Origin of the sequence: Mycobacterium sp. PS03-16 (assembly GCF_004570325.1) — a bacterium.
In the GTDB taxonomy this organism is placed as follows: Bacteria; Actinomycetota; Actinomycetes; order Mycobacteriales; family Mycobacteriaceae; genus Mycobacterium.
The window spans coordinates 62712-84551 of record NZ_SPQO01000022.1 but is presented as its reverse complement, the minus strand read 5'-3'; the positions used below and the strand labels follow the sequence as shown (position 1 = coordinate 84551).

Below are 21840 nucleotides of genomic sequence, written 5' to 3'. Positions count from 1 at the left end.
CGCGGGCGGCGGGCTGGTCTGGTGGCTGCAGCGCGACGGGCAGCGCCCCGCCGCGCCGGCGCTGCCGGTGGTGGTGGTCGGCGCCGACTGCGCGACGATGGGCGCCGCCGCGGTCACCCCGACCGGTGCGGCGGCCTACTGCGCGCGCCTCACCGACACCAACGAGACGATCTGGTCGAAATACCAGGGCGACTTCGACAGCCCGTCGGTGCCGGCCGGCACCGAGCCCGAGGAGGCCAACGTGCGGGTCTGCATGGAGCAGACCGGCCAGACCCGCGCCGAATGCGACGCGGGGATCGACCGGCACAACGCCGCCTCGTAGCGCCGATTCCTCGGACCCGCCGCGATCGGTGCGTCGCCTAGCGCCGAGTTCTGCACCAGGGTCGTGGCGGCGCCGGTTTCGCGACCCTCACGTAGAACTCGGCGAGGCAACCGCACGACTACGGCGCGATGCGGATCTCCCCGGGGCTGTAGAGCCCGCTGTGCGTCGTGGTGCCGAGGTCGATCTGCGCGGGCTCTGCCGGGACGATCGTGTCGAAGCGGCGCAGCGAGCCCCAGTCCTGACCCCAGTCCTGCGACAGGTAGGTCGGCATCACCGACGCCCGCAGCAGCAGGTCGGTGATGCCCAGCAGGCCGCCGTTGAGGCCGTCCTGCCAGGTGTCGGTGCTCTGCAGCTTGGCGTAGTAGTCCGGCGTGATTCGGAATTTCGGCACCTCGGTGACGCCGTTGGCGTGCAGCATCGGCTGCTGGCACGGGAACATCAGCCCGACCGCCCAGTCCATCAGCACCGGCTGCTCGGAGCCGACGTACTCCTGCACCGACCGGACCTCGGGTACGCGTGGCGGCGTCACCGCGATCCAGTCGCCCTCACCGAGGTTGAGGTCCTCGGCGACCACCCGCACCGCGACGGCGTCGGCAGGGATCTGATCGCGCGGATACCGCAGGTTGCGCCACGACGGGGTGGGGCCGATGTCGTACGGGGTGACCCGCCCGGCCGGCACGGGCGCCCCGTCCGGTCCGCGGCGGGCGTATTCGAGGTCGACGGTCTGCCCCGAGGTGAACCCCTCGGCGACGCTGGTGCCCGCGATGGTCCCGGCCGCGGTGATCACCACCAGCGGGTGGGCGTCATCGGGCGCGGGCAACTCGTACCACGCCGAGGTCAGCCTGCTCTCCTGCTGCGCTTCGGTGGAGTACGTGCCCGCCACCGGCACGCGCGCCGGGTCCAGCCCGTAGGGCAGCGGCACCCGCGACCCGTTGATCCCCGGCCGGGACAGTTCGATCGGACGGTTCCAGTCGTAATCGGTGCCGGGCTGCGGGTTGTTGAGCCGGATCGCCTCGGCGATGATCCGGTCGGGCACCCCGTTGGGCGTGAATCCGACGGAGCCGGTGCCCCCGAGCGGACCGAGCGGGCCCCAGTCACCCGGCAGCGCCCGCAGAAACCCGTCGTTGGAGTCCGGTTCGACGAGCACGTCGTCGGCCAGACCGCAGCCGCCGGCGAACGCCCGCACATTGGCCCAGCCGTTGGAGTACGTCGGGTACTGGCGCACCACGCCGACGGCCATCGACGCGATGAACACCAGCACCATGAACCCGGCGGCCAGCGGGATCGGCGCCGCGGTCAGCCGGTCCACCACCTTCGACTCGGTGCGCCCCGACACGTGCAACCAGAACGCCCACAGCGCGGTCACCGCGAACAGCGCGAAGAACACCGTGCTGACCGAGATCCCGCCCAGCTGCGGCACCGAACTGTTGTACGGCACCCCGAAGTTCGAGACGTACCACCAGCCGTTGGTCGACGCGAAACACAGCGCCAGCACGAACATCAACAGCGCCAGGAACGTCATCCGGTTGCGCGCCGACCGCAGCACCGCCGGCGACACCAGCACCGTGGCCAGTGCGGCCATCGCGCCGGCGACGGCGGCGAACAGCCCGAAGTGGTGGACCCACTTCGTCGGGGTGAACATCAGGAAGAAGATCGTGGCGAAGATGACGCCCATCAGCCGCCAGGCCGGTCCGCGGGCCACCCCGGGCACACGTTTGCGCCGCAGCATCATGAACAGCGAGGGGAACAGGCACATCGCGGTGAACAGGAACGCCACCCGCCGCGCGATCGCGCCGTCGACGGTCGGCAGCACCAGGTAGTAGTAGCGCAGGTTCTCGGTGTACCACTCCTGGCTGGGCCCGATCGCGGTGCGGATGCGGGTGGCCTCGAGCACCGTGGCCAGTGTCTGGTCGGCGAACACCACGGTCAGCACGACGGTGCCCGCCGCGAGCAGCGGCGCCAGCAGCGGCCACAGGCCCACCGACTGGCGGCGCCGCATCAGGATCCGCAGGATCGGCCGGCCGCCGGCGACCAGCGCGGCCACCGCGATCAGGCCGGTGGGCTGGATGCCGAGGGTGAACGCGGCGGTGGTGATGGCCAGCGCCGCGGGGGTGAGCCGCCCGGAGGTGATGGCCCGCTCGATGAGGACGTAGGTGATCAGCGCGCCGGTGGCGATCTGGCCCTCGGGCCGCAGCCCGTTGTTGAACGGCATCCACGCCGCCAGCAGCACGAAGCCCGCCGCCCAGAGCGCCGGACGGCTGGCCAGCACCGCGGGTCCAAGCCGCGGCAGCACTTCGCGGGACAGCAGCAGCCAGCAGATCAGCGAGCAGATCAGGTCGGGCAGCCGCATCCAGATGCTGGCGGTGCTCACCTGGGTCATCAGCGCCAGCAGGTTGTAGTACCAGCCGAACGGGTCCTCCGGGCTGCCGAACCAGCGGAAGTAGTTGGACATGTATCCGGCGTGGTCGGCGACGCGCGCCATGCCGAGGATGTAGCCGTCGTCCGAGGAGTTCGCGCCGATGACGTACCAGAGCGCGAAACCGCCGACGACGACGGCGTCGACCGGGCTCGCCGTGCGCCACCGGGTCGGGATGAGGCGGTGCATGCGGTGACCGTCGAGGCGGTCGAGCCGCCACAGCGCGAGCAGCGCGATGACGGTCGAGACGATCCCGAGCAGGATCGCGGTGAGCTTGAGCGCCGTGGGCTGGGTGGTGAAGCGGGTGTCGATGGTCGCCGACAGCGACATCCCCGGCGGGGCCGGACCGGTCAGGTCGGTGAACACCCCGACGACGGCGGGCCGCAGGTTCGGATCGGGATAGCCGGTGCGCTGGGGGGAGCCCGCGTTCTCCCCGGAGTCCTGGGTGAGCCCGACGAAGTCGGCGTATGTGCCGTCCGAGTTGGAGGTGATGTCGATGCGCTCGCAGCCGGGCCCGGCCACGCGGTCGCGTTCCACGCTGGCCACCACTACGTTGCGCACGATCACGTCGACCCGCGAGTCGGTGACGTTGATCAGCAGCGCGTTCAGCGCGGCGTCGCGGCCCTCGGCGGGGGCGGTACCCAGGACCAGGCCGCCGTCGGCGGGCATGCCGCGCACCACCGAGCACGGCACCGTCGCCTCGAGGTCCACCGGGGACAGCGAGAGCAGCGGCGCCGTCACGTTGCCGAGCTGACCCTGCTGGGGCCAGTTCAGCGTCGCGGTGGTCTGGGTGACCGGCAGCAGCGGCGTGGCCACGGCCATCAGGAAGCCCAGCAGACCGGCGATCGTGGCGACCCAGCGCGCGGTCTTGACGTCGCGGGCCGCGTCCCGACGGTTGTCGCGTGTCACGGTCGCGGTCACGGGAGGGCCCTGATGGGTCCGCCACGGCTCCAGCCGAACACTCGCGTCGACCCCTCCTCGATGATGGCGTTGGGTGCGTCGTCACGCGGCACGACCCGGATGTAGCGCTCGAGCGAACCCCAGTCGCGATACCAGTCGTCGCTCAGATAGGTCGGGATCGACTCGGTGCGCAGCAGCGCCTGGATGAACAGGAACGGCCCGCCGTCCTCCGCGGACTGCCACTGATTCGACGACACCACGATCTGCTTGAAGTTCGGCATGATCCGGTACTCCGGCAGTTCGGCCACCCCCAGCCGCACCGCGAACGGTCGCTGGCACGGGAAGTTCGAGGCGGTGGCGATGTCCATCAGCACCGGGGTCTGCGCGCCGAGGAACTCCTCGGCGGTCTGCAGCACGGGCACCCGCGGCGGGGTGAACGCGAACCACTGGTCCTCGGACAGGTTCGGGTCGTCGGCGACGATGCGCGCGACGTTGGCCTCCGGCGGTGCCGTCGCGAGCGGGAAGCGCAGGTTGCGCCAGGCCTTCTGCGCGAAGATGTCGATCGGCTGCACCTCGTTGAGCGCCTGGTACGAGCCGTCGGGGCGGTGCACCCCCCACTGCAGTTTCAGCGACTGGCCGTAGTTGAACGAGCCGTCCTCGTTGTAGTACCAGATCGCGCCCGCGGCGGCGACGGTCACCAACGGCCGGTCCGGGGTCCGCGGCGGCAGCTGGTACCACGCCGAGGTGGCCTCGGCCGCGACGGTGTTCTCGTCGAAACTGCCCATCACGGGTGTGCGTTCGGGATCCAGACCGAATGGCAGGAACACCCGCGACCCGTTGACGCCCTCCGGCCCGTAGCCGCCGCCGGTCCCCGCGGCGAAGCCGACGCCGATGTTCGGTTTGTCGACCGGCCCGTCGGAGTTGACCGTGCCGGGGTTGGCCACCACGGGTTCGGCCGGTTCCAGGGTGTCGGAGACGCCGTTGGGGGTGAAGCCGACCGGGTCCTCGCCGCCGAGCGGGCCGTACTCGCCGAACCGTTGCCCCGGCACCGGCTCCAGCATCCCGGCGTTGGTGTCGGCCTCGACGAGGACGTCGTCGGCCATCCCGCAGGACTCGGCGGACAGGCCCGAGCGCAGCGCCGCCAGGTTGGCCGCGCCGGTCGTGTAGACGGGGTAGCGGCTGACGGTGGCCTTGACCATCGAGCCGAGTTCGAGCACCACCATGATCGTGGCGACGATCAGCAGCGGGGTCGACGCCAGCGCGCGGTTGCGTCCGGTGTCGGCCACTTCCGTGTGCCCGGCGTAGTCCATCCGGAAGTGCAGCCAGCCGGCCAGCAGCCCGCCGGCGATGGCGAGCATCAGGAAGATCGTCGTCACCGGGTAGCCGATGATCACCGGCTGCTTGTCGAACCAGGGGACGCCGTAGTTGCCGGTGTAGAACCAGCCGTTGATACCCGACGTGGCCCATGCCAGCACGAACAGCAGCGCGGTCACGTAGAGCGCCAGATTGCGGCGGCTGTGCAGGCCGACGCGGGCGAACGCGAACGCGGTCAGCGCGCCCAGCGCACCGGCCAGGCCGGCGAATACGCCGAACTGCACGGCCCATTTGGTCGGGGTGAACGTCAGCAGCAGCAGCCCGACGGCGGTCGTGCCCACCAGCCGCCACACCGGTCCGCTGAACGTGCCGGGCATGCGGCCGCGGCGCAGCAGCACGGTGAGCAGACCGAACAGGCTCAGCAGCAGGATCAGCACGGAGAAGCGGCGGGTCAACGATCCGTCGACGCTCTCCTCGACGGTGAGGAAGTAGTACCGCAGGAACTCCTGGTACCAGGGCAGCGTCGGGCCGACCTGGTACTTGATGCGCACGGATTCGGCGACGGTGGCCAGCGTCTGGTCGCGGAACACGATGACGAAGATCAGGGAGGCCGCCGACAGCAGCGCGGCGATCGGGGCCAGCGCGCCCAGCGGCCCGTCGGTGCGGCGGCGCGCGCCGATGACCCGCGCGATCCCGCGGCCGCCCACCAGCAGCGGCGCCAGCGCGATCAGGCCCTGCGGCGCCAGGGTCACCGAGAACATCGCGACGACGACCGCGACCGCGGCCGGCCACGTCTGCCGTGTGGCGATGGCGCGCTCGACGAGCATCCACACCGCGATCACCGCGAACGCGATCAGCGGTTCCGGCCGCAGCCCGTTGTTGAACGGCAGCCATGCCGCCAGGAACACCGCGCCCGCGGTCCACACCGCGATGCGGTTGCGGGCCATCCGCCGACCGAGCCGGGGCAGGACGCAGCGGCTGAGCAACAGCCACGTCCCGATCGCCGCGGCGGTGGCAGGCAGCCGCATCCACACGCCCGCGGTGCTGATCGACGCGAGCTGGGCCAGCACCCCCTGATACCAGTCGAACGGTGCCTCCGCGGCGCCGAAGTAGCGGAAGTAGTTGGTGAGGTAGCCCGCCTCGTCGGACACCCGGGCGATGGTCAGGTTGTAGCCGTCGTCGGAGGACTGCGCGCCGACCACGTGCCACACCAGCAGGCCGCCGATGACGCCGGCGTCGGCCAGCCACGTCGACAGGCCCACCCGCCAGGAGCCGCGCACGGCCGCCCGCGGTGCCGTACGTCCGCCGCGCCGGTCCAGCACGGCCAGCGCGACGATCGACCCGATCACGCACAGCACGCCCAGCGCCATCACCGCGAGCTTGAGCAGGGTCGGGCTGGTGATGAAGCGGGTGTCTATGTCGATGCGCGCGCCCAGGCCGGCCTGGGACGCCACCTCCAGATCGGTGAACACCCCCGACACCTGGGGCCGCTTGTCCGGCGGCAGCGTGCCGGCCGCCCCGGGGATGCCGACGAAGTCGGCGCCCACCGCGCCGACGTTCGCCCAGATGTGCAGGTCGCGGCAACCGGTGGCCATCGCGTCACGCGGCGCGACCGCGGCGACCGTGTCGCGGAACGCGACGACGACGGTGTCGGCGTTGGCCCGCACGAACAGTCCGTTGCGGCTGGCCGCGATGCCGCCGGGCGGGTTGGTGGCGAACACCAGGCCGCCGTCGGCGGGCAGCGTGGCGATCGCCGGACAGGGGATCGTGACGTCGAGGGCCTGCGGCGCGCCCGACACCAGCGGTGCGGTCAGATCACCGACGAAGCCGTCCGCGGCCGGTGCCTGCGGCCACAGGATCGTGGCCGTGGTCTGTTTGACGGGCAGCAGCGGCGCCAGCGCGCACAGCACGACGCCCGCCAAGCCCGCGATGACAGCGAACAGACGGGTGAAACGGTGTGCGGGCACGAGCGTCGATGGTAGGCGACGCACCTAATGACGCAGCGGCGCCGGGCTCCACAGGCCGCTGCGCGTTGTGGAACCGAGATCGAGTCGTGCCGGTACGGCGTCGCGGTAATACGGCGTGAGCTGCTGCAGCGCACCCCAGTCGCGAAACCAGTCGTCGTCGAGGTAGGTGGGGACGGTGGTCGGGCGCAGCAGCAGTTCGGTGATGCCGAGCGGGCCGCCGCCCAGGTAGTCCATCACCGGCGAGTTCGCCTCGGCGCCGAACCGGTCGGGCAGGATCCGCCACTTCGGCACCTCGATGACGCCGGTGCGGTGGTCGAACGGCCGCTGGCACGGGAACGCCAGCCCGACCAGCCAGTCGAGCAGCACCGGATCCCGGGAGCCGACGACGTCCTGCAGGGTCTGCAGCTCGGGGATGCGCGGCGGGGTCAGCGCGATCCAGTGGGTCGGCGACAGGTCGTCGTCGGTGGCAACCAACCGCACCCGGGTGGCCTCGCGCGGGATGGCCGACATCGGGGCCCGCAGGTTGCGCCAGGCCGGTGAGGCGCCGACGTCGGCGAAGCCGACACTGCCGCCCGGTTCGTCGCCGCCGTCGTCGGTGGCCCACTGCACGGACACGTCGCCCGGATCGAAACGGCCGGCGGCGGCCACCACCAGCAGCGGGCCCGGATCGTCGGGCAGCCGGTACCACGCCGAGCGCAGTTCGGCGGGCTGCTGGGTGCCGCTGCGCCAGCTGCCCAGTACCGGCGTGGTGGCCGGGTCGAGGTCGAACGGCAACTGCGCGCGGGAGCCGTTCACCCCGGCGCGGGCGGTGGTGCCGCCCTCGGTGCCCGCCTGCTCACCGGTTTCGGTGTCGGTGGTGGTGTCGGTGTCGGCGAAGTTCGTCGCCCCCGGCTGGTTCATCACGGCGTCCGCCGAGACGTCGGACGGGATGCCGTTGGGGCTGAACCCGCGGGCGGTGCCCGCACCGAGCGACGCGGCGACGGGTACGTCGATCGGTTGCAGCACACCGGCGTCGGTGTCCTGTTCGACCAGCACGTCGTTGGCGAGCCCGCAGGTCTTGCCGGTCAGCGCCTCCAGGTTGGACCGCCCGACGCTCCACGCCGGGTACTGCGCGACCATGGCCAGGGTCAGCGAGGTGACCTCGAACAGCACCAGCAGCCACGCCGCGATGGCCAGCGGGGACTGCACGGCCCGCCGCCAGCGTCCGCCCCGGGGGGCGCGCGGGCCGATGTCGTGTCCGGAGAAGTGGAACCAGGCCGCGACCAGCAGCGCCACCACCGACAGGCCGAGCAGGATCGTGGTGAACCCGAATCGGTACTCGGGGAACGCGTTGCTCCACGGCACCCCGAAGTTCGAGACGTACCACCAGCCGTTGACGGTGGCGAACGACAGCGCGGCGACGAACAGCACCGCCGCGGCGAACATCGCCCGGTTGCGCCGTGACCGCATCGCGACGGCGGTGACCGCGACCGCGGCCAGCGCGCCCAACGACCCGGCGAGCCCGGCGAACACGCCGAAGTGGTGGGTCCACTTGGTGGGGGTGAACATCATCGCCAGGAACGAGATGATCGTGATCCCGATGATGCGCCGGCTCGGTCCGGCGGCGGTGCCGGGGATGCGGCCCTTGCGCAGCGTCATCGCCACCGACACCGCGAGCGCGAGGATCAGCGTCAGCACGGCGAAGCGGCGCGCCACCGACCCGTCGGGGCTGGTGGTGAACAGCCGCGAATAGCGGATGTGTTCGTCGAACCAGCTCAGGCTGGGTCCGACGGCGGATTTGAAGCTGCTGGCCTGCAGTTCGGCGGCCAGGGTCTGGTCGCGGAAGATCAGAATGGCGGTGACGGTGCCCGCGGCCAGGATCGGCGCCAGCAGCGCGAGGTAGCCGAACCGCGACGTGTGCCGCGCGACGATGGTCTTGAGCGGGCCGACCGCGACGAGCAGCGCGCCGACGGCGGCGATGCCGGTGGGCCCGGAGAACAGGGTCAGCGCGCCGATGATGATCGCGATCGCCACCGGCAGCAGCCGGCTGGTGGCCACCCCGCGTTCGACCGAGCACCACGTCAGCAGGATGCCCAGCGCGATGATCGGCTCGGGCCGCAGACCGTTGTTCAGCGGCAGCCAGAACGCCAGGAACATGCCGGCCGCGGTCCACGCCGCCGCCCGGTTCACCTTCACGGCGTGACCGAGGCGCGGGATCACCTCGCGGCTGATCACCCACCAGCAGGCCAGCGCCATCGCCAGCGTCGGCAGCCGCATCCACACGCTGGCTGTGCTGACCTGCGACCACAGCGCCAGCAGGTCGTAGTACCAGCCGAACGGCGCTTCCGGGGTGCCGAACCAGCGGTAGTAGTTGGCCATGTAGCCGGCGTGTTCGGACACCCGGGCCATGGTCAGGATGTAGCCGTCGTCGGCGGTGTTGGCGCCGACGAAGTGCCACCACACCAGCACCGCGGTGACCAGGCCGTCCAGCGGCGTCATCGACCACCACCGCGACGGCAGGAAGCGGCGGTGCCGCATCCCGTCGGCGGTGTCGAGCACGTGCAGGGCGCCCAGCGCGACGACGGTCAGCACGACGCCGACGATCATCACCAGCAGTTTGAGCAGGGTGGGGGTGGTGCTGTAGCGGGAGTCGACGGTGGCGGAGAACTCCAGGCCCGGCGGCGCCGGGCCGGACAGGTCGGTGAAGACGCCGACGATCTGCGGGCGGAAGTCATAACCGCCTCGTTCGCCGCGCAGCGGCTCGTCGCCGTTCTCCGCCTGCTCGGCGGTCTGGTCACCGGAGTCGCGCTGGTCGAGGCCGACGAACTCGCCGGTGACCTTGTCGGCCTGCGCGGTGAACACCAGCCGCTCACAGCGCGGGCTGAGCACCGCCTCGAGCGGGGCCGAGACCACCGGGGTGTTGCGGACGATGACCAGCAGCTCGTCGTTGACCCGCTCGATGAGCAGCCCGCGGTCGACGGCCTTGGGCGCCTGTTTGGGCACCGTGGACAGCAGCACGGTGCGCCCGCGGTTCTCCGGACCGGCCAGCCCGGCGGCCACCCGGCACGGGATGGTGATCTCCAGGTCGGTGGCGACGTAGCCGATCAGGGGAGCGTCCACGCTGCGCAGGACCCCGTCCTGCGGCCAGTTCAGCTGCGCGGTGGTCTGTTCGACCGGCAGCAGCGGGGTAGCCAGCGCCATGACCGCGCCGAGCAATCCCGCGACGATGGCGATGAGTCGGGCCGTCCGGTGGTTGCTCCCTGCGGTCGCAACCCCTGAGTTCACGGAGCTAGATGTTAACGGCCCGGTTCCGGCGTCAGCCATCGACCGGCTGCCGGATCGCCAGCACGAAGGGGCCGATGTCGGTCACCTGGAAGCGCGGGTCGTCGAACAGCGCGGCGTCGAGTGCCACCTGGTAGCGCCGCACGTTGGGCTGGTTGGGGTAGACGTCGGAGGCCAGCCGCAGCGTGTAGGTGTCGTTCGCGCCGCGGCGCATCAGGAACACCGACGGCGGTTCCCAGGGCATGGCGTCCAGCGCGTCGACGAACTGGTCGGGAGTGCTCAGCGTCGCCCAGCTCGCGATGGCCGCCGCGCGCTGCTCGAACTGTGCGAGCGGGTTGGCGTAGTGCGACGTCAGGCCCTGGAACCCGTAGTACGGGTAGAAGGACAGGAAGCTGTAGTCGGCGGTCAGCACCACGGTCTCGCTGCGCGGGCGGCCGGTCGCATCGAGGATCGCGGCGTCGACCTCGCGGTAGTAGCGTTCGGCGCCCGGTGGGCGGCGGTCGGCGCGTTCGCCGTAGCCGTCGGTGTCGGTGTAGGCGACGGTGATGTCGGAGCGCAGCACGTCGGGGATGTCCTGGCTGAAGGTCAGGGCGCCGATCAGGCCGACCGCGCCGGCCACCGCGAGCAGCCGGCGGCTGGAGAAGCTGTCGGCCAGGCCGCGCGCCGCCTCGATGAACCCGAACACGCCCGCGGCGGTGAGCAGGATCACCAGCGTCGGCTGCAGCCGGAAGGACAGCAGCGTGGTGCCGGCCAGCGTGGTCAGCATCGACAGCAGGGACCAGCCGTAGACCGTCAGCACCGCGACCGCCAGTCCGCCGGCGCGGGTCGACGTGCGCGCCCGCACCACCAGCCAGATGGTGCCGACCAGGCACAGCGCACCGAGCAGCGTGAAGCTCAGCATCGGGAACGACAGCACCGCGCCGTCGTCGGGCAGGTAGTGCATGGCGGTGCCGCTCTCGGCGGGTTCGCCGCGGGCGGCGGCCAGCAGGTAGGGGCCCCAGCCGATCAGCGCGATGCCGCCGGAGACGACGGCGATGACCAGCAGGCGCAGCAGGGGCTCGACACTGCGGCGGGCCACCGCGACGGTGAACGCCATGATCGTCAGCGTGAACGCCGCGTAGCCCAGCAGCAGTGTGTAGAACAGCGCCGCGACGCCGAGGAAGATGCCGACGGCGACGATCGCCGCCCACCCGGCGCGTCCAGACCCTTCTCGGCCTGCCGCGCGCAACCCCGACCACGCCAGCACGAACACCGGCGGCAGCAGCACCGCGATGATCGCGGCATACGGTTCGGCCGGCGAGTAGGCCAGCATCGTCGCGGTGGTGGCCGTCGAGACGATCAGCGCGTAGGAGAACCGGATCAGCGCCGCCCACAGTACGAATGCGAGCACGACGGCGATCGCGATCGAGACGATCGACCACGGTTTGAACATCTCCCACGCGGGGGTGCCGGTCAGCGCGGCGAGGCGCCCGCCGAGCCAGAACCAGCCGGGCGGGTAGAACGGCGGCAGCCCGTAGTAGGTCATGTCGTGCAGCGCCGCGGTGTCGGCGAAGCGGGTCAGGTACTCGGTGCGGAACTGCTGGTCGACCGAGATGCCGAACAGGTAGAGCCGGGTGGCGCCGAGCGGCATGCCGAGCGTGACCGTCACGAACGCGGCGAGGAACACCGTCGACCCCAGCCAGGCCAAGTGGGCGCGGCCGCGCCGGTAGATCCATCCGGCGGCCAACAGGCCCGCCAGGCAACCGAATTGGCCGACGGTGGTCAGCGCGTGCAGCTGGTTCGACGAGTTGTACGCCGGCCACTCCACCCGCGCGATGGCCAGCAGCGCGACCACGGCGACCGCGGCGGCGATCAGCGCCGCGACCGCCATCTGGCTGGCGGTGGAAAGTACCCGTGTGCGCAAGGGACTCAGATCGGCAGCTTGCGGAAGATGGGCCGCGGGATGTGGCGCAGCACCATCATCACGTACCGGAACGCGCCGGGCGCCCAGACCAGGTCCTTACCCTTGGCCGAGGCGGTGACGGCGAGTTCGGCGACGTACTCCTTGTCGACGGTCAGCGGCGCTTCCTTGACGTGGGCGCTCATTCGGGTGCGCACCTGTCCCGGCCGGATGACCAGGACGCGTACGCCGTACTCGCGCAACGCCTCTCCGAGCCCCAGGTAGAAGCCGTCGAGTCCCGCCTTGGTCGAACCGTAGACGAAGTTGGACCGCCGCACCCGCTCACCGGCCGCGGAGCTCATCGCGATGATCTGACCGAAGCCCTGCACGCGCATCTTCTCGCCGAGCAGCACACCCACCGAAACGGCGGCGGTGTAGTTGATCTCGGCGATCTGCACGGCCTTGCGCTGGTTCTGCCACAGTTCCTCGGCGTCGCCGAGCAGCCCGAACGCGACGATCGCGACATCGACATCGCCGTGCCCCCAGGCCCGCTCGATCACGTCCGGATGGCTCGCGGTGTCGACGGCGTCGAAGTCGATGACCTCGACGGATTTGGCTCCGGCGCTGCGCATCTGGGCGACGGCGGCGTCGCGGCCCGGGTCGTCGGGCAGCGCGGCGAGCACGATGCGGGCCGGCGCATCGCGCAGGTAGCGCTCGCAGATCGCCAACCCGATCTCGGACGTGCCGCCGAGCAGCAGGATCGTTCGGGGGTTCCCCACGGCGTCGATCACCATGCGCGCACCATCTAGAGCAGCTCCAAACGTCGGGCCATGTCGGAGGCGAACACCCCGTCGGGGTCGACCCGGCGGCGCACGGCGATCCACTCGTCGATGCGCGGGTACATGGCGTGGAAGGTTTCGGCGGACGTGCGGGAGTCCTTGGCCGTGTAGAGCCGGCCACCGAATTGCAGCACCCGGTGGTCGAGGCCGTTCACGAAGTCGCCGAGGCCGGCCTTGATCGGGAAGTCGACGCAGACGTTCCAGCCCGGGATCGGAAAACTCAGCGGCGCACGGTTTCCCGGGCCGAACAGCTTGAACACGTTGAGGAACGAGTAGTGCCCGGAGCGCTGGATGTCGACGATGATCGCCTTGAACTCGTCGACCGCCTCGGTGGGAACCACGAACTGGTACTGCAGGAATCCTCGGGAACCGTAGGCACGGTTCCACTCTCCGAACATGTCGAGCGGGTGGTAGAACTGCGTCAGGTTCTGCACCTTGTTGCGGTAGGTGCCCGACTTGCGGTACCAGAGCTCCCCGATCGGGCCGAAGGTCCACTTGTTGGCCAGCCCGTTGGGGAACACGTCGGGGAACGTGAGCAGCTGCGGCGCATCGAATTTCAGCGGATCGTTCTGCAGCTTCTTCGGCAGCTGGTCGAGGGTGGCCAGCGATCCGCGGGAGATCGCGGCGCGGCCCAGCTTGGGCGGCGCGCTGATCGCATCGAACCAGGCGCTGGAGTAGGTGTAGTTGGCCTCGCTGCCGTCGCTGTGGAAGGCGATCGTCTCGTCGAGGCCCGCGGTGACGTCGCCGTCGGCGATGAAGTAGGCGGTCTCGGTGGGCGTCATCGCGATGGTGGCGCGCAGGATGATGCCGGTGAGTCCGTTGCCGCCGACGGTGGCCCAGAACAACTCGGACTCGTCGCCGTCGGGGGTGAGCCGGTGCACCCGGCCGTCGGCGGTGAGCAGGTCCATCTCCACGACGTGGTTGCCGAAGCTGCCCGCACTGTGGTGGTTCTTGCCATGGATGTCGCAGGCGATCGCGCCGCCGACGGTGACCTGGCGGGTGCCCGGCAGCACCGGCACCCACAGGCCCATCGGCAGCGCGGCGCGCATCAGCTGGTCGAGGTTGACCCCGGCGTCCACGGTGACCAGCGCGTCGTCCGCGTCGATGGTGTGGATGCGGTTGAGTGCGGTCATGTCGATGACCAGCCCGCCGCCGTTCTGCGCGTTGTCGCCGTAGGAGCGGCCGAGGCCGCGGGCCACAATGCCTCTGCCGCCGCTCGTGCGGTCGTCGGCGGCCTGTTCGACGGCCTTGACGATCACCTCGGGATCGGGCGTCGACAACACCTGCGCCACCGTGGGCGCGGTGCGGGCCCAGCCGGTGAGCCGCTGGGGCGTGGTCTCCAACATCGTGACGAGGGTACCGCCTGGGTTGGTCGCCTCAGCGCAGCCGCAGTGGTTGCAGGCTCAGTTCACCGGATCACTGCTGGGCCGCTCACCTCAGCTCAACCGGAAGATCACTGCGCGCTGCACGATGAAGTTGATCACCGTCGCGGTGCCCTGTGCGATCACGAAGGCCACCGGCACCCGCCAGGGCTTCTCGTCCCAGGCCATGTAGAAGACGTAGTTGATGCCCACCTGCACGGCGTAGGTGGTCGCGTACAGCGCGCAGACGGCCAGGAAGCGGGCGCGGCTCGGCGGCGCCTGAAAGGTCCAGCGGCGGTTGATCAGGTACGCGGTCGTGGTGCCGGCGATGAAGCTCAGCGTCTTGGCGATGTTGACGTGCAGCCCGACCTCGAGGAGCAGCACGTACAGACCGAAGTCGACGATGGCCGACAAGCCGCCGGTGACCAGGAACCGCCACACCTGGGTGGTCAGCGAGAGGTTCGGCGACAGCGGAGGCTCGGCCACCGGGGCAGCTTACGGCGCGGTGCGCGTCAGCCTGATCAGCGGGATGGTGCGGTCGCCCGCCCGCTGCTCGTAGTCGCCGTAGCCGGCGTAGAGGTCCACGGCGAGGTCCCAGGCATGTGCGCGCTGTGCCGGATCGGTGATCTCCGAGGCCGCGTAGGTCCCGCTGTGCGTCCCGGCGAGCACGTCGACGACGGGGTTGGCGGTCAGGTTGCGATACCAGGCGGGGTGTCTGGTCGATCCGTAGTTCGAGGCGACGAGGATGAGGCCGTCGTCGTCCTCGAGATACAGCAGTGGGTGCGACCGTGGCTGTCCACTCTTCGCGCCCGTGGTGGTGAGCATCATCACCGGGACGGGGTAGACCGAGCTGACCCGCCCGCCGGTCAGGCGCAGCAGCGGCGGATCGATGACCGGGGCGATCCGCCGGACGTACCAATCGCCCGCGGGGGTGCGTGCGAATGCTTCGAGGACCCGCTCGTAGGGGCTCATGTGACGGCGCCGCGTCGGCATGGTGTGACGCTAGCGAGCGACGCCGCTGTCGGTGAGCACTTCGCACAACGCCTCGACGGCCGCCCCGAAAGCATGGTCGGGCGGGGTGCCGAATCCGATGACGACGCCGTCCGGGTCCGGCACCTCGGGTCCCGCGGCGGGGTGACGCATGAGCGACAGGCCCGCCAGCGCGATGCCGGCGGCGCCCGCCCGGCGCAGCACTTCCGGCTCCCCGCCGTCGGGCAGGGTGAGCAGCAGGTTGAGCCCGGCAGCCAGGCCGCGGGTGTCCACGTCGAACGCGGCGAGCGCGTCGACCAACAGGTCGCGCCGGCGCCGATAGCGCATCCGCATGCGGCGGATGTGCCGGTCGTAGTGGCCGCTGGTGATGAAGTCGGCCATGGTGAGTTGCGCAATGGCGTCGACGTAGAACTGCTCGCCGCCGGCCGCGGCGATGACGGGTTCGACGAGGTCGTCGGGCAGGGCCATCCAGCCGAGTCGCAGCGCGGGCGCGAGGCTCTTGCTGGCCGAGCCGACATAGACGACCCGGTCCGGCGCCAGGGTTTGCAGGGCGCCGACGGGCTGGCGGTCGTAGCGGAACTCGCCGTCGTAGTCGTCCTCGACGAGGATGCCGCCGGTGCGGTGGGCCCAGTCGACGGCGGCGGTGCGCCGGGTGGGGTGCAGCGGCATGCCGTGCGGGCTGTGGTGAGCCGGCGTCAGGAGGACCGCGGGGACGTCGAGGGCGTCGAGGTCGCTGATGACGGCGCCTCGGTCGTCGAGGCCGACGGGCACCGTCGTGGTGCCCAGCGCGCTGATGGCGTCGCGGAAGATGTGCAGGCCGTAGGCCTCGACGGCGATCGGCCGGTCGGCGCCGAACACCCGGGTGAGCAGTTCCACGCCGTGGCGGGCGCCGGCGCAGATGACGATGGTCTCGGGGGAGGTGCGCACGCCGCGGGCTCGCGCGAGGTACTCGGCGATGGCTTCGCGGAGTTCGCGGCGGCCGCGGGGATCGCTCATCCGCAAGGCGTCGTTGGGGGCGTTGATCAGGGCGCGGCGCGCGGAGGCCAACCAGGCGGACCGAGGGAACTGCGAGACGTCGGGGGAGCCGGGCATGAGGTTGTGGCGCGGTGCCGCCCGCACACCGCGGTGGCGGCTGGACTGTGGGCGCGCGCTCGAGTTGACCACCCAGGTGCCCGCGCCCTGACGCGAGGCCAGCCAACCCTCGGCGACGAGTTCGGCGTAGGCCTCGGCGACGGTGTTGCGTGCGACGCCCAGATCGGTGGCCAGTGTGCGCGACGGCGGCAACATGGTGCCCGCCGGGAGCCGTCCGGACCGCACGGCGTCGCGCAGCGCCGTGAGGAGCAGATCGCGGACCCCGCGGGCACCCGGACGGATGACCTCGCGCAGGTCGAGGTGCAGGTCGCGAGTCCCCGAATTGGCCCATGAAGTCACCGGATGATTGAACCATCCCTCTGGGCTTTTCGGGCCTAGCGTTTGAGCCATGACCACGATGACCGATTCCAAGAAGCCCACCCGCATCAAGATGTTCAAGGCCGCGCCGGAGCTCTACGACGCGATGATGACGCTGTCCACGGCGTCGGCCATGGACATCGACCCGACGATCGCCGAGCTGGTGAAGATCCGTGCCTCGCAGATCAATCGGTGCGCCTTCTGCCTGGACATGCACACCCACGACGCCCGTAAGCACGGCGAGACCGAGCAGCGGCTGGCACTGATCGCCGCGTGGGAGGAAGCCGGCGATCTGTTCACCGCACAGGAGCAGGCCGCGCTCGCGCTCACCGAGGCGATCACCTTGGTCGCCGAACGCGGGCCGGTGTCCGACGCGGTGTACCAGCGGGCGGCCGAGGTGTTCACCGACCGCGAGCTGGCCCAGGTGATCGCGATGGCCGTCACCATCAACGCGTGGAACCGCATCAACCTCGCTGCGCCGCAGGCGTTGCCGCGCCGCTGATCCACTACGGACGCAGGTGTGTCCCGGCCCGGTGTGTGATCGGGCCGGGGCGCTGGCGTGCGGTGCCTAGAACGGTGGTGGGTTGGCGTCGTGGTGGGCGTGGTTGCGGTTGCGTTCCCAGGTGATGCGGTAGGCGCGGTCGTCGGCGCGGGTGCGTCGGCGGGTGGGCATGGCCAGGCCCCGCTCGCGGCTGAGCGCTGTGTCGGTGGTCGGGTGCTCGGGTGGGGGGAGGTCGCTGCTGGGGTGGGCGAGGTGGGGGAAGTAGAGGGCGCCGGCGGGGGTGGTGGTGTGGGTGCGGCCGGTGGGTGCAGTCCAGAGGACGGTGCCGTCGGGCAGTTGTTGGTCGTGCCAGCCGGTGGGTCCGGTGTAGAAGGTTTTGAGCAGGTGGTGGGTGCGGCAGAGCAGTTTGAGGTTGGCCGGGTGGGTGGGCCCGGCCGGCCAGGGGATGGTGTGGTCGATGTCGCAGGATTCGGCGGGGTGGTGGCAGCCGGGGAAGCGGCAGGTCAGGTCGCGGGCGCGGATGCAGTCGGCCAGCGCTGCGGAGGGGCGGTAGTGGTCTTCGACGCCGAAGTGGTGGGGCAGGTTGAGGTGGCGGACGGCGGCGCGGGTGGCCAGGTCGCGTAGCGCCGCGGCGGGCAGCGCGCCGTACCCGGCCAGCAGGGCCGGGGTGGTGCCGGTGCCGTCGAGGGTGGACTGCGTCGCATACAGGTGAACGACACGCCGCCCACCGGTTGCGGCGGTAGTGGTGGCACCGGCCTGTTCGGCCGCTTCGGCGGCGTGGTCCGGCGGGTCGGGCAGCACATGAATGACGGTGTGAGCGCCCGAGGCAGGTGAAGCCGAGGTGGTCTCTGTGGCGGGGCAGGGGTGGGTATCGCACAGGCAGGGCAGGGTCAGTCCGCCGTCGGCGAGGTATTCCAGGGCGTCGGCGCGGCGTTGTGTGGTGGTGCGGGGGTCGGTGCGGCACACGGTGGCGGCCATGGCGTTCAACCGGGCATTGAGTGCGGCGGCCGCGGTGGCGCGCAGGGACCCGTAGATGTCGGTCATGCCGTTGATGTCGGGGGCGAACCCGATGTGGCGATCGACCTCGGCCTGGGTGGCCTGGCGCACCGCGTCGGGGTCGTGTTGCACGACGATCCAGTCGATCAGTTCGGCGACCCGCTCGCGGGAGCGGGCGTTCCAGTACGGCGCCTGCTCGGCGAGCAGCGCGTCGACCGCGGCCAGGGCGTCGGGGTCGACGAGCAGGCCGGTGCGGTAGACGCTGACGGTGATGATCCAGGGGTCGACGTCGCCGGCGGCGAATACTTCGGCCAGCCGCGGGAGCCGCTCGAGCAGGGTCACGCCCTGGTTCATCTGGGAGGAGGCGCGGTGGCGGCTCCAGCCGAGTTGGGCGGCGACTTCGGCGGCGATGGCCTCCCAGTCATCGACACACCAGTTGCCGTGTTCATCTCCGGCGTCGGCGAGGCGCTGCTGGGTGAACCGGCCCATCGCCAGCAGTCGGCGCGCGGTGTCGCGGCGTTCGGCGCGCTGCGCGTCGCGCATCGCGTCGAGCAACCCACCCGCCCCGACTCCTTCGAACATGCTTTCGAGCATGCCACCCGGGTACGACACGAGGCCTCCCCGAAGACCGCCCCGGCCAAGCCTGTGGACCAACTCGCCACTGGGGATGACCGGCGCGATCCTGCCACCCCGGCGGTCAATCACTGCCAACGGAAATCAATGCCCTGACGTGCGGGTTTGGACAGTCAGAACCGGAACACAAGCGCTCCGGACGGCCACTGAAAGAAGTGAGAACGATGAACAAGTTCGCCGCCACCACGCTGCTCGCCGCCGCCACCACCGCCGCCCTGTTCGGCCTGGCCGCCCCCGCCAACGCCGCCCCCGCCGGCCCCGGCAACGCCGCCGACACCATCAGCTCCCTGGATGACCGCGGCTACGAGGTCCGCGTCACCCAGCAGGGCATGACCAAGCCGCTCGACGAGTCCAGCATCGTGTCGGTGCGCTACGACAACGACGACCGCGTCGTCTACGTCACCACCCGCTGACCCCACCAACACGACGGGGCCGCCCACCCGGGCGGCCCCTCATTCGTGTCAGACCATTACACCCAGTACGGCACTCGAGCCCGGTACTGCCTCATGGCGATCGCCGCGAAGCCCCAGCCGATGACCGTGAGCACCAGCACCACGATCCAGTGCCGGAGCTCCTGGTCGGCGCCGAGCAGCGGGGCCCGCACGATGTCGAGGTAGTGCAGCAGCGGGTTGAGTTCGACGATCTTCGCGTAGGACGCGGCGCCCTGCTGCTGCAGTGTCGCTTCGTTCCAGATGATCGGCGTCATGAAGAACAGCAGTTGCACCAGGCTGTTGAGCAGCGGGCTGATGTCGCGGTAGCGGGTGGCCAGGATGCCGAAACACAGTGCTACCCAGATGCAGTTGAGCATGATCAGCAGCAGCGCGGGGATCACCGCCAGGTCCGCCCAGTTCCACGGCTTCGGATAGATGATCGCGATGATGACGAAGATGATGATGTTGTGGCCGAACAGGATCATCTGCCGCCACACCAGCCGGTAGACGTGCACCGATAGCGGGGTCGGCAGCTGTTTGATCAGGCCTTCGTTGGCGACGAACACGTCGGCGCCTTCGAGGATCGCGGCGTTGATCAGGTTCCAGACGATCAGGCCCATCGTCACATACGGAAGGTGTTCGGCGAGTTCCAGTTTGAACAGCTTGGAGTACAGCAGCCCCATCGCCACGGCGGTGGCGCCGGTGGCGATCGTGATCCAGAACGGCCCGAGCACCGAGCGGCGGTACCGCTGCTTGATGTCCTGCCACCCCAGGTGCAGCCACAACTCGCGCTTGCCGAAACCCTCGCGCAGGTCGCGGATGGCCCGTGTCATCGTCCGCGACTGTGCGGCGGCGTCGATGGTCGTCATCGGCCCGGCCTCCCGAACTTCTCCTCACGGCCCAAACGGCGCAACCTGATCCATTCCCGCAGCCCTGCCGGATCGCGGCGGGACACCAGGAAATACCACCCGAACCGCACCCATTCCTGCGGCAGCAGCTTGCGCATGCCCGGCTGGGACAGCAGATAGCCGCGATTGCGGTAGGTGTAGTACCGCTTCGTCTCGTTGTCGGGGTACTGCGTGTGCATACGCCCGCCCAGGATCGGCTTGAATTCGTCTGTGCCGCAGGGGTGGACGTAGGCCGCCTCGAGGCACGTCCCGAACGGCAGCCCCGATCGCACCAGGCGCCGGTGCAGTTCCACCTCATCGCCGCGGACGAACAACCGCAGATCCGGCACCCCGACCGCCTCGATCGTCGACGCCCGGAACAGCGCCCCGTTGAACAGTGACGCGATGCCGGGCAGCAGATCGCCGGAACCCAGCTCACCCACCCGCCGCCGCCACACCAGACCTCGGCGCAGCGGGAACGCCAGGCGGGTCGGATCGTCGATGTCGCACACCATCGGTGAGACCTCGGCCAGCCCGTGGCGCTCGGCGCACGACAGCAGGGTGGCCAGCACCGACGGGTCCAGCGGGCGGCCGTCGTCGTCGGCCAGCCACACCCAGTCCGCCCCGGCGGCCAGCGCGTGCAGCATGCCGAGCGCGAATCCGCCTGCACCGCCGAGGTTGCGGTGCGAACCCAGATAGGTCGAGGGCACGGGCTGCGCGGCGACCAGGTCACGCACCCGGGAGTCGCAGTCGTTGTCCACCACGATCAGCCCGTCGGGCGGCCGGGTCTGCGCGCACAACGCGTCCAGGGACCGCTCGAGGGTCTCGGGCCGGCGATGGGTGACGACGACCGCGAAGACCCGCTGCCCGACGCGCTCGGGCTCAGTCACGCGCACGCTCTTCGCGCGCGTTCTCCTCGAGGACCTCGCGCACGTGGCGGGCGGCGTCCTCGCCCTCGTAGGCGCGCACCACCTCCTCGATCCCGCCGGTCATCCGGATGGTGCCGTGGTCGATCCACATCGCGGTCTTGCACAGCCGCGCCAGAAATTCGTTGGAGTGGCTGGCGAACACCAGGATCCCGGACCGTTCCACCAGCGCCGCCAGCCGCGACTGCGCCTTGCGCAGGAATTCCGCGTCGACGGCGCCGATGCCCTCGTCGAGCAGCAGGATCTCGGGATCGATGCTGGTGACCACGCCCATCGCGAGGCGCACCCGCATACCGGTCGAGTAGGTGCGCAGCGGCATCGACAGGTATTCGCCGAGTTCGGTGAACTCGGCGATCTCGTCCACCTTGGCCAGCATCTGCTTGCGCGTCTGACCCAGGAACAGGCCGCGGATGATGATGTTCTCGAAGCCGGAGATCTCGGGGTCCATGCCGACGCCGAGGTCGAACACCGGCGCCACCCGCCCGGTCACCGTCGCCGAGCCACGGGTGGGTTCGTAGATGCCCGACAGCAGCCGCAACAGCGTCGACTTGCCCGCGCCGTTGTGGCCGACCAGCCCGACCCGGTCACCGTGCTCGAGCGACATCGTGATGTCGCGCAGCGCCTCGATGACCACGACGTTGGAGGCGTTGCGCCCGATCGCGCCGCCGGCCTTGCCGAGGAACGCCTTCTTCAGCGAGCGCGTCTTGGCGTCGAAGATCGGGAACTCGACCCACGCGTCACGCGTCTCGATGCGTGGAACCGACACC

At 70.5% G+C, this 21840-nt stretch carries 15 protein-coding genes and 1 pseudogene; 3 read left to right on the top strand and 13 right to left on the bottom strand.

The genetic code is table 11. The features are described from left to right. Positions 1-322 (top strand): annotated as a pseudogene (locus E4P42_RS18440) (serine/threonine protein kinase); the annotation flags it as partial. A gap of 118 nt (positions 323-440) precedes the next feature. Here E4P42_RS18440 and E4P42_RS18435 read toward each other — a convergent pair. From E4P42_RS18435 to E4P42_RS18395, 9 genes are all read right to left on the bottom strand, one after another. Further along, positions 441-3659: an arabinosyltransferase domain-containing protein gene (locus E4P42_RS18435; RefSeq protein ID WP_245234092.1), complete on the bottom strand. Its 3219-nt coding sequence runs from the start codon at positions 3657-3659 to the stop codon at positions 441-443. Next, a complete protein-coding gene (locus E4P42_RS18430) occupies positions 3656-6919 on the bottom strand; it encodes an arabinosyltransferase domain-containing protein (RefSeq protein ID WP_135127520.1) in 3264 nt (1087 codons plus the stop codon). The genes E4P42_RS18435 and E4P42_RS18430 overlap by 4 nt, the downstream gene beginning before the upstream one ends. Positions 6920-6943: 24 nt before the next feature. Further along, positions 6944-10222, bottom strand: coding sequence for an arabinosyltransferase domain-containing protein (locus E4P42_RS18425; RefSeq protein ID WP_135127519.1), 3279 nt, complete (start codon positions 10220-10222; stop codon positions 6944-6946). Then, positions 10215-12050: a galactan 5-O-arabinofuranosyltransferase gene (locus E4P42_RS18420; protein WP_135127518.1), complete on the bottom strand. Its 1836-nt coding sequence runs from the start codon at positions 12048-12050 to the stop codon at positions 10215-10217. Before E4P42_RS18420 ends, E4P42_RS18425 begins: the two co-directional genes overlap by 8 nt. Positions 12051-12088: 38 nt before the next feature. Beyond that, entirely contained in the window at positions 12089-12853 is a 765-nt protein-coding gene (locus E4P42_RS18415) for a decaprenylphospho-beta-D-erythro-pentofuranosid-2-ulose 2-reductase (protein WP_135127517.1), read from the bottom strand. Between the two features lie 11 nt (positions 12854-12864). Beyond that, complete coding sequence (locus tag E4P42_RS18410) at positions 12865-14244, bottom strand: FAD-binding oxidoreductase (RefSeq protein WP_135127516.1); 1380 nt, start codon at positions 14242-14244, stop codon at positions 12865-12867. Positions 14245-14334: 90 nt separating this feature from the next. Further along, positions 14335-14730 (bottom strand): GtrA family protein, encoded by a 396-nt coding sequence (locus tag E4P42_RS18405; RefSeq protein WP_167759538.1) that lies wholly within the window; start codon positions 14728-14730, stop codon positions 14335-14337. Between the two features lie 24 nt (positions 14731-14754). Continuing rightward, the gene (locus E4P42_RS18400) at positions 14755-15252 is read right to left on the bottom strand and encodes a nitroreductase family deazaflavin-dependent oxidoreductase (RefSeq protein ID WP_135127514.1); all 498 of its coding nucleotides are present in this window, start codon (positions 15250-15252) and stop codon (positions 14755-14757) included. Positions 15253-15261: 9 nt separating this feature from the next. After that, the gene (locus tag E4P42_RS18395; RefSeq protein WP_245234091.1) at positions 15262-16680 is read right to left on the bottom strand and encodes a PLP-dependent aminotransferase family protein; all 1419 of its coding nucleotides are present in this window, start codon (positions 16678-16680) and stop codon (positions 15262-15264) included. Positions 16681-16738: 58 nt separating this feature from the next. Between E4P42_RS18395 and E4P42_RS18390 the strand changes: the two genes are divergently transcribed. After that, positions 16739-17200 (top strand): carboxymuconolactone decarboxylase family protein, encoded by a 462-nt coding sequence (locus E4P42_RS18390; protein WP_135127527.1) that lies wholly within the window; start codon positions 16739-16741, stop codon positions 17198-17200. A 66-nt stretch (positions 17201-17266) separates the two neighbouring features. Here the strand turns inward: E4P42_RS18390 and E4P42_RS18385 are convergent, their stop codons facing one another. Continuing rightward, positions 17267-18778: an HNH endonuclease signature motif containing protein gene (locus E4P42_RS18385; protein WP_135127512.1), complete on the bottom strand. Its 1512-nt coding sequence runs from the start codon at positions 18776-18778 to the stop codon at positions 17267-17269. Between the two features lie 215 nt (positions 18779-18993). Here E4P42_RS18385 and E4P42_RS18380 point away from each other — a divergent pair, with 215 nt between their 5' ends. Further along, the gene (locus E4P42_RS18380) at positions 18994-19242 is read left to right on the top strand and encodes a hypothetical protein (protein ID WP_135127511.1); all 249 of its coding nucleotides are present in this window, start codon (positions 18994-18996) and stop codon (positions 19240-19242) included. 56 nt (positions 19243-19298) lie between these two features. On the opposite strand, the gene E4P42_RS18375 is transcribed toward E4P42_RS18380, so the two are convergent. The 3 genes from E4P42_RS18375 to E4P42_RS18365 are packed head-to-tail and all read right to left on the bottom strand — an operon-like array spanning position 19299 to position 21839. Then, positions 19299-20129: an ABC transporter permease gene (locus E4P42_RS18375; protein ID WP_135127510.1), complete on the bottom strand. Its 831-nt coding sequence runs from the start codon at positions 20127-20129 to the stop codon at positions 19299-19301. Continuing rightward, complete coding sequence (locus E4P42_RS18370; protein ID WP_135127509.1) at positions 20126-21037, bottom strand: glycosyltransferase; 912 nt, start codon at positions 21035-21037, stop codon at positions 20126-20128. The genes E4P42_RS18375 and E4P42_RS18370 overlap by 4 nt, the downstream gene beginning before the upstream one ends. Beyond that, positions 21030-21839, bottom strand: a complete 810-nt coding sequence (locus E4P42_RS18365) for an ABC transporter ATP-binding protein (RefSeq protein WP_135127508.1) — start codon at positions 21837-21839, stop codon at positions 21030-21032. Before E4P42_RS18365 ends, E4P42_RS18370 begins: the two co-directional genes overlap by 8 nt. Position 21840: the final 1 nt, after the last annotated feature.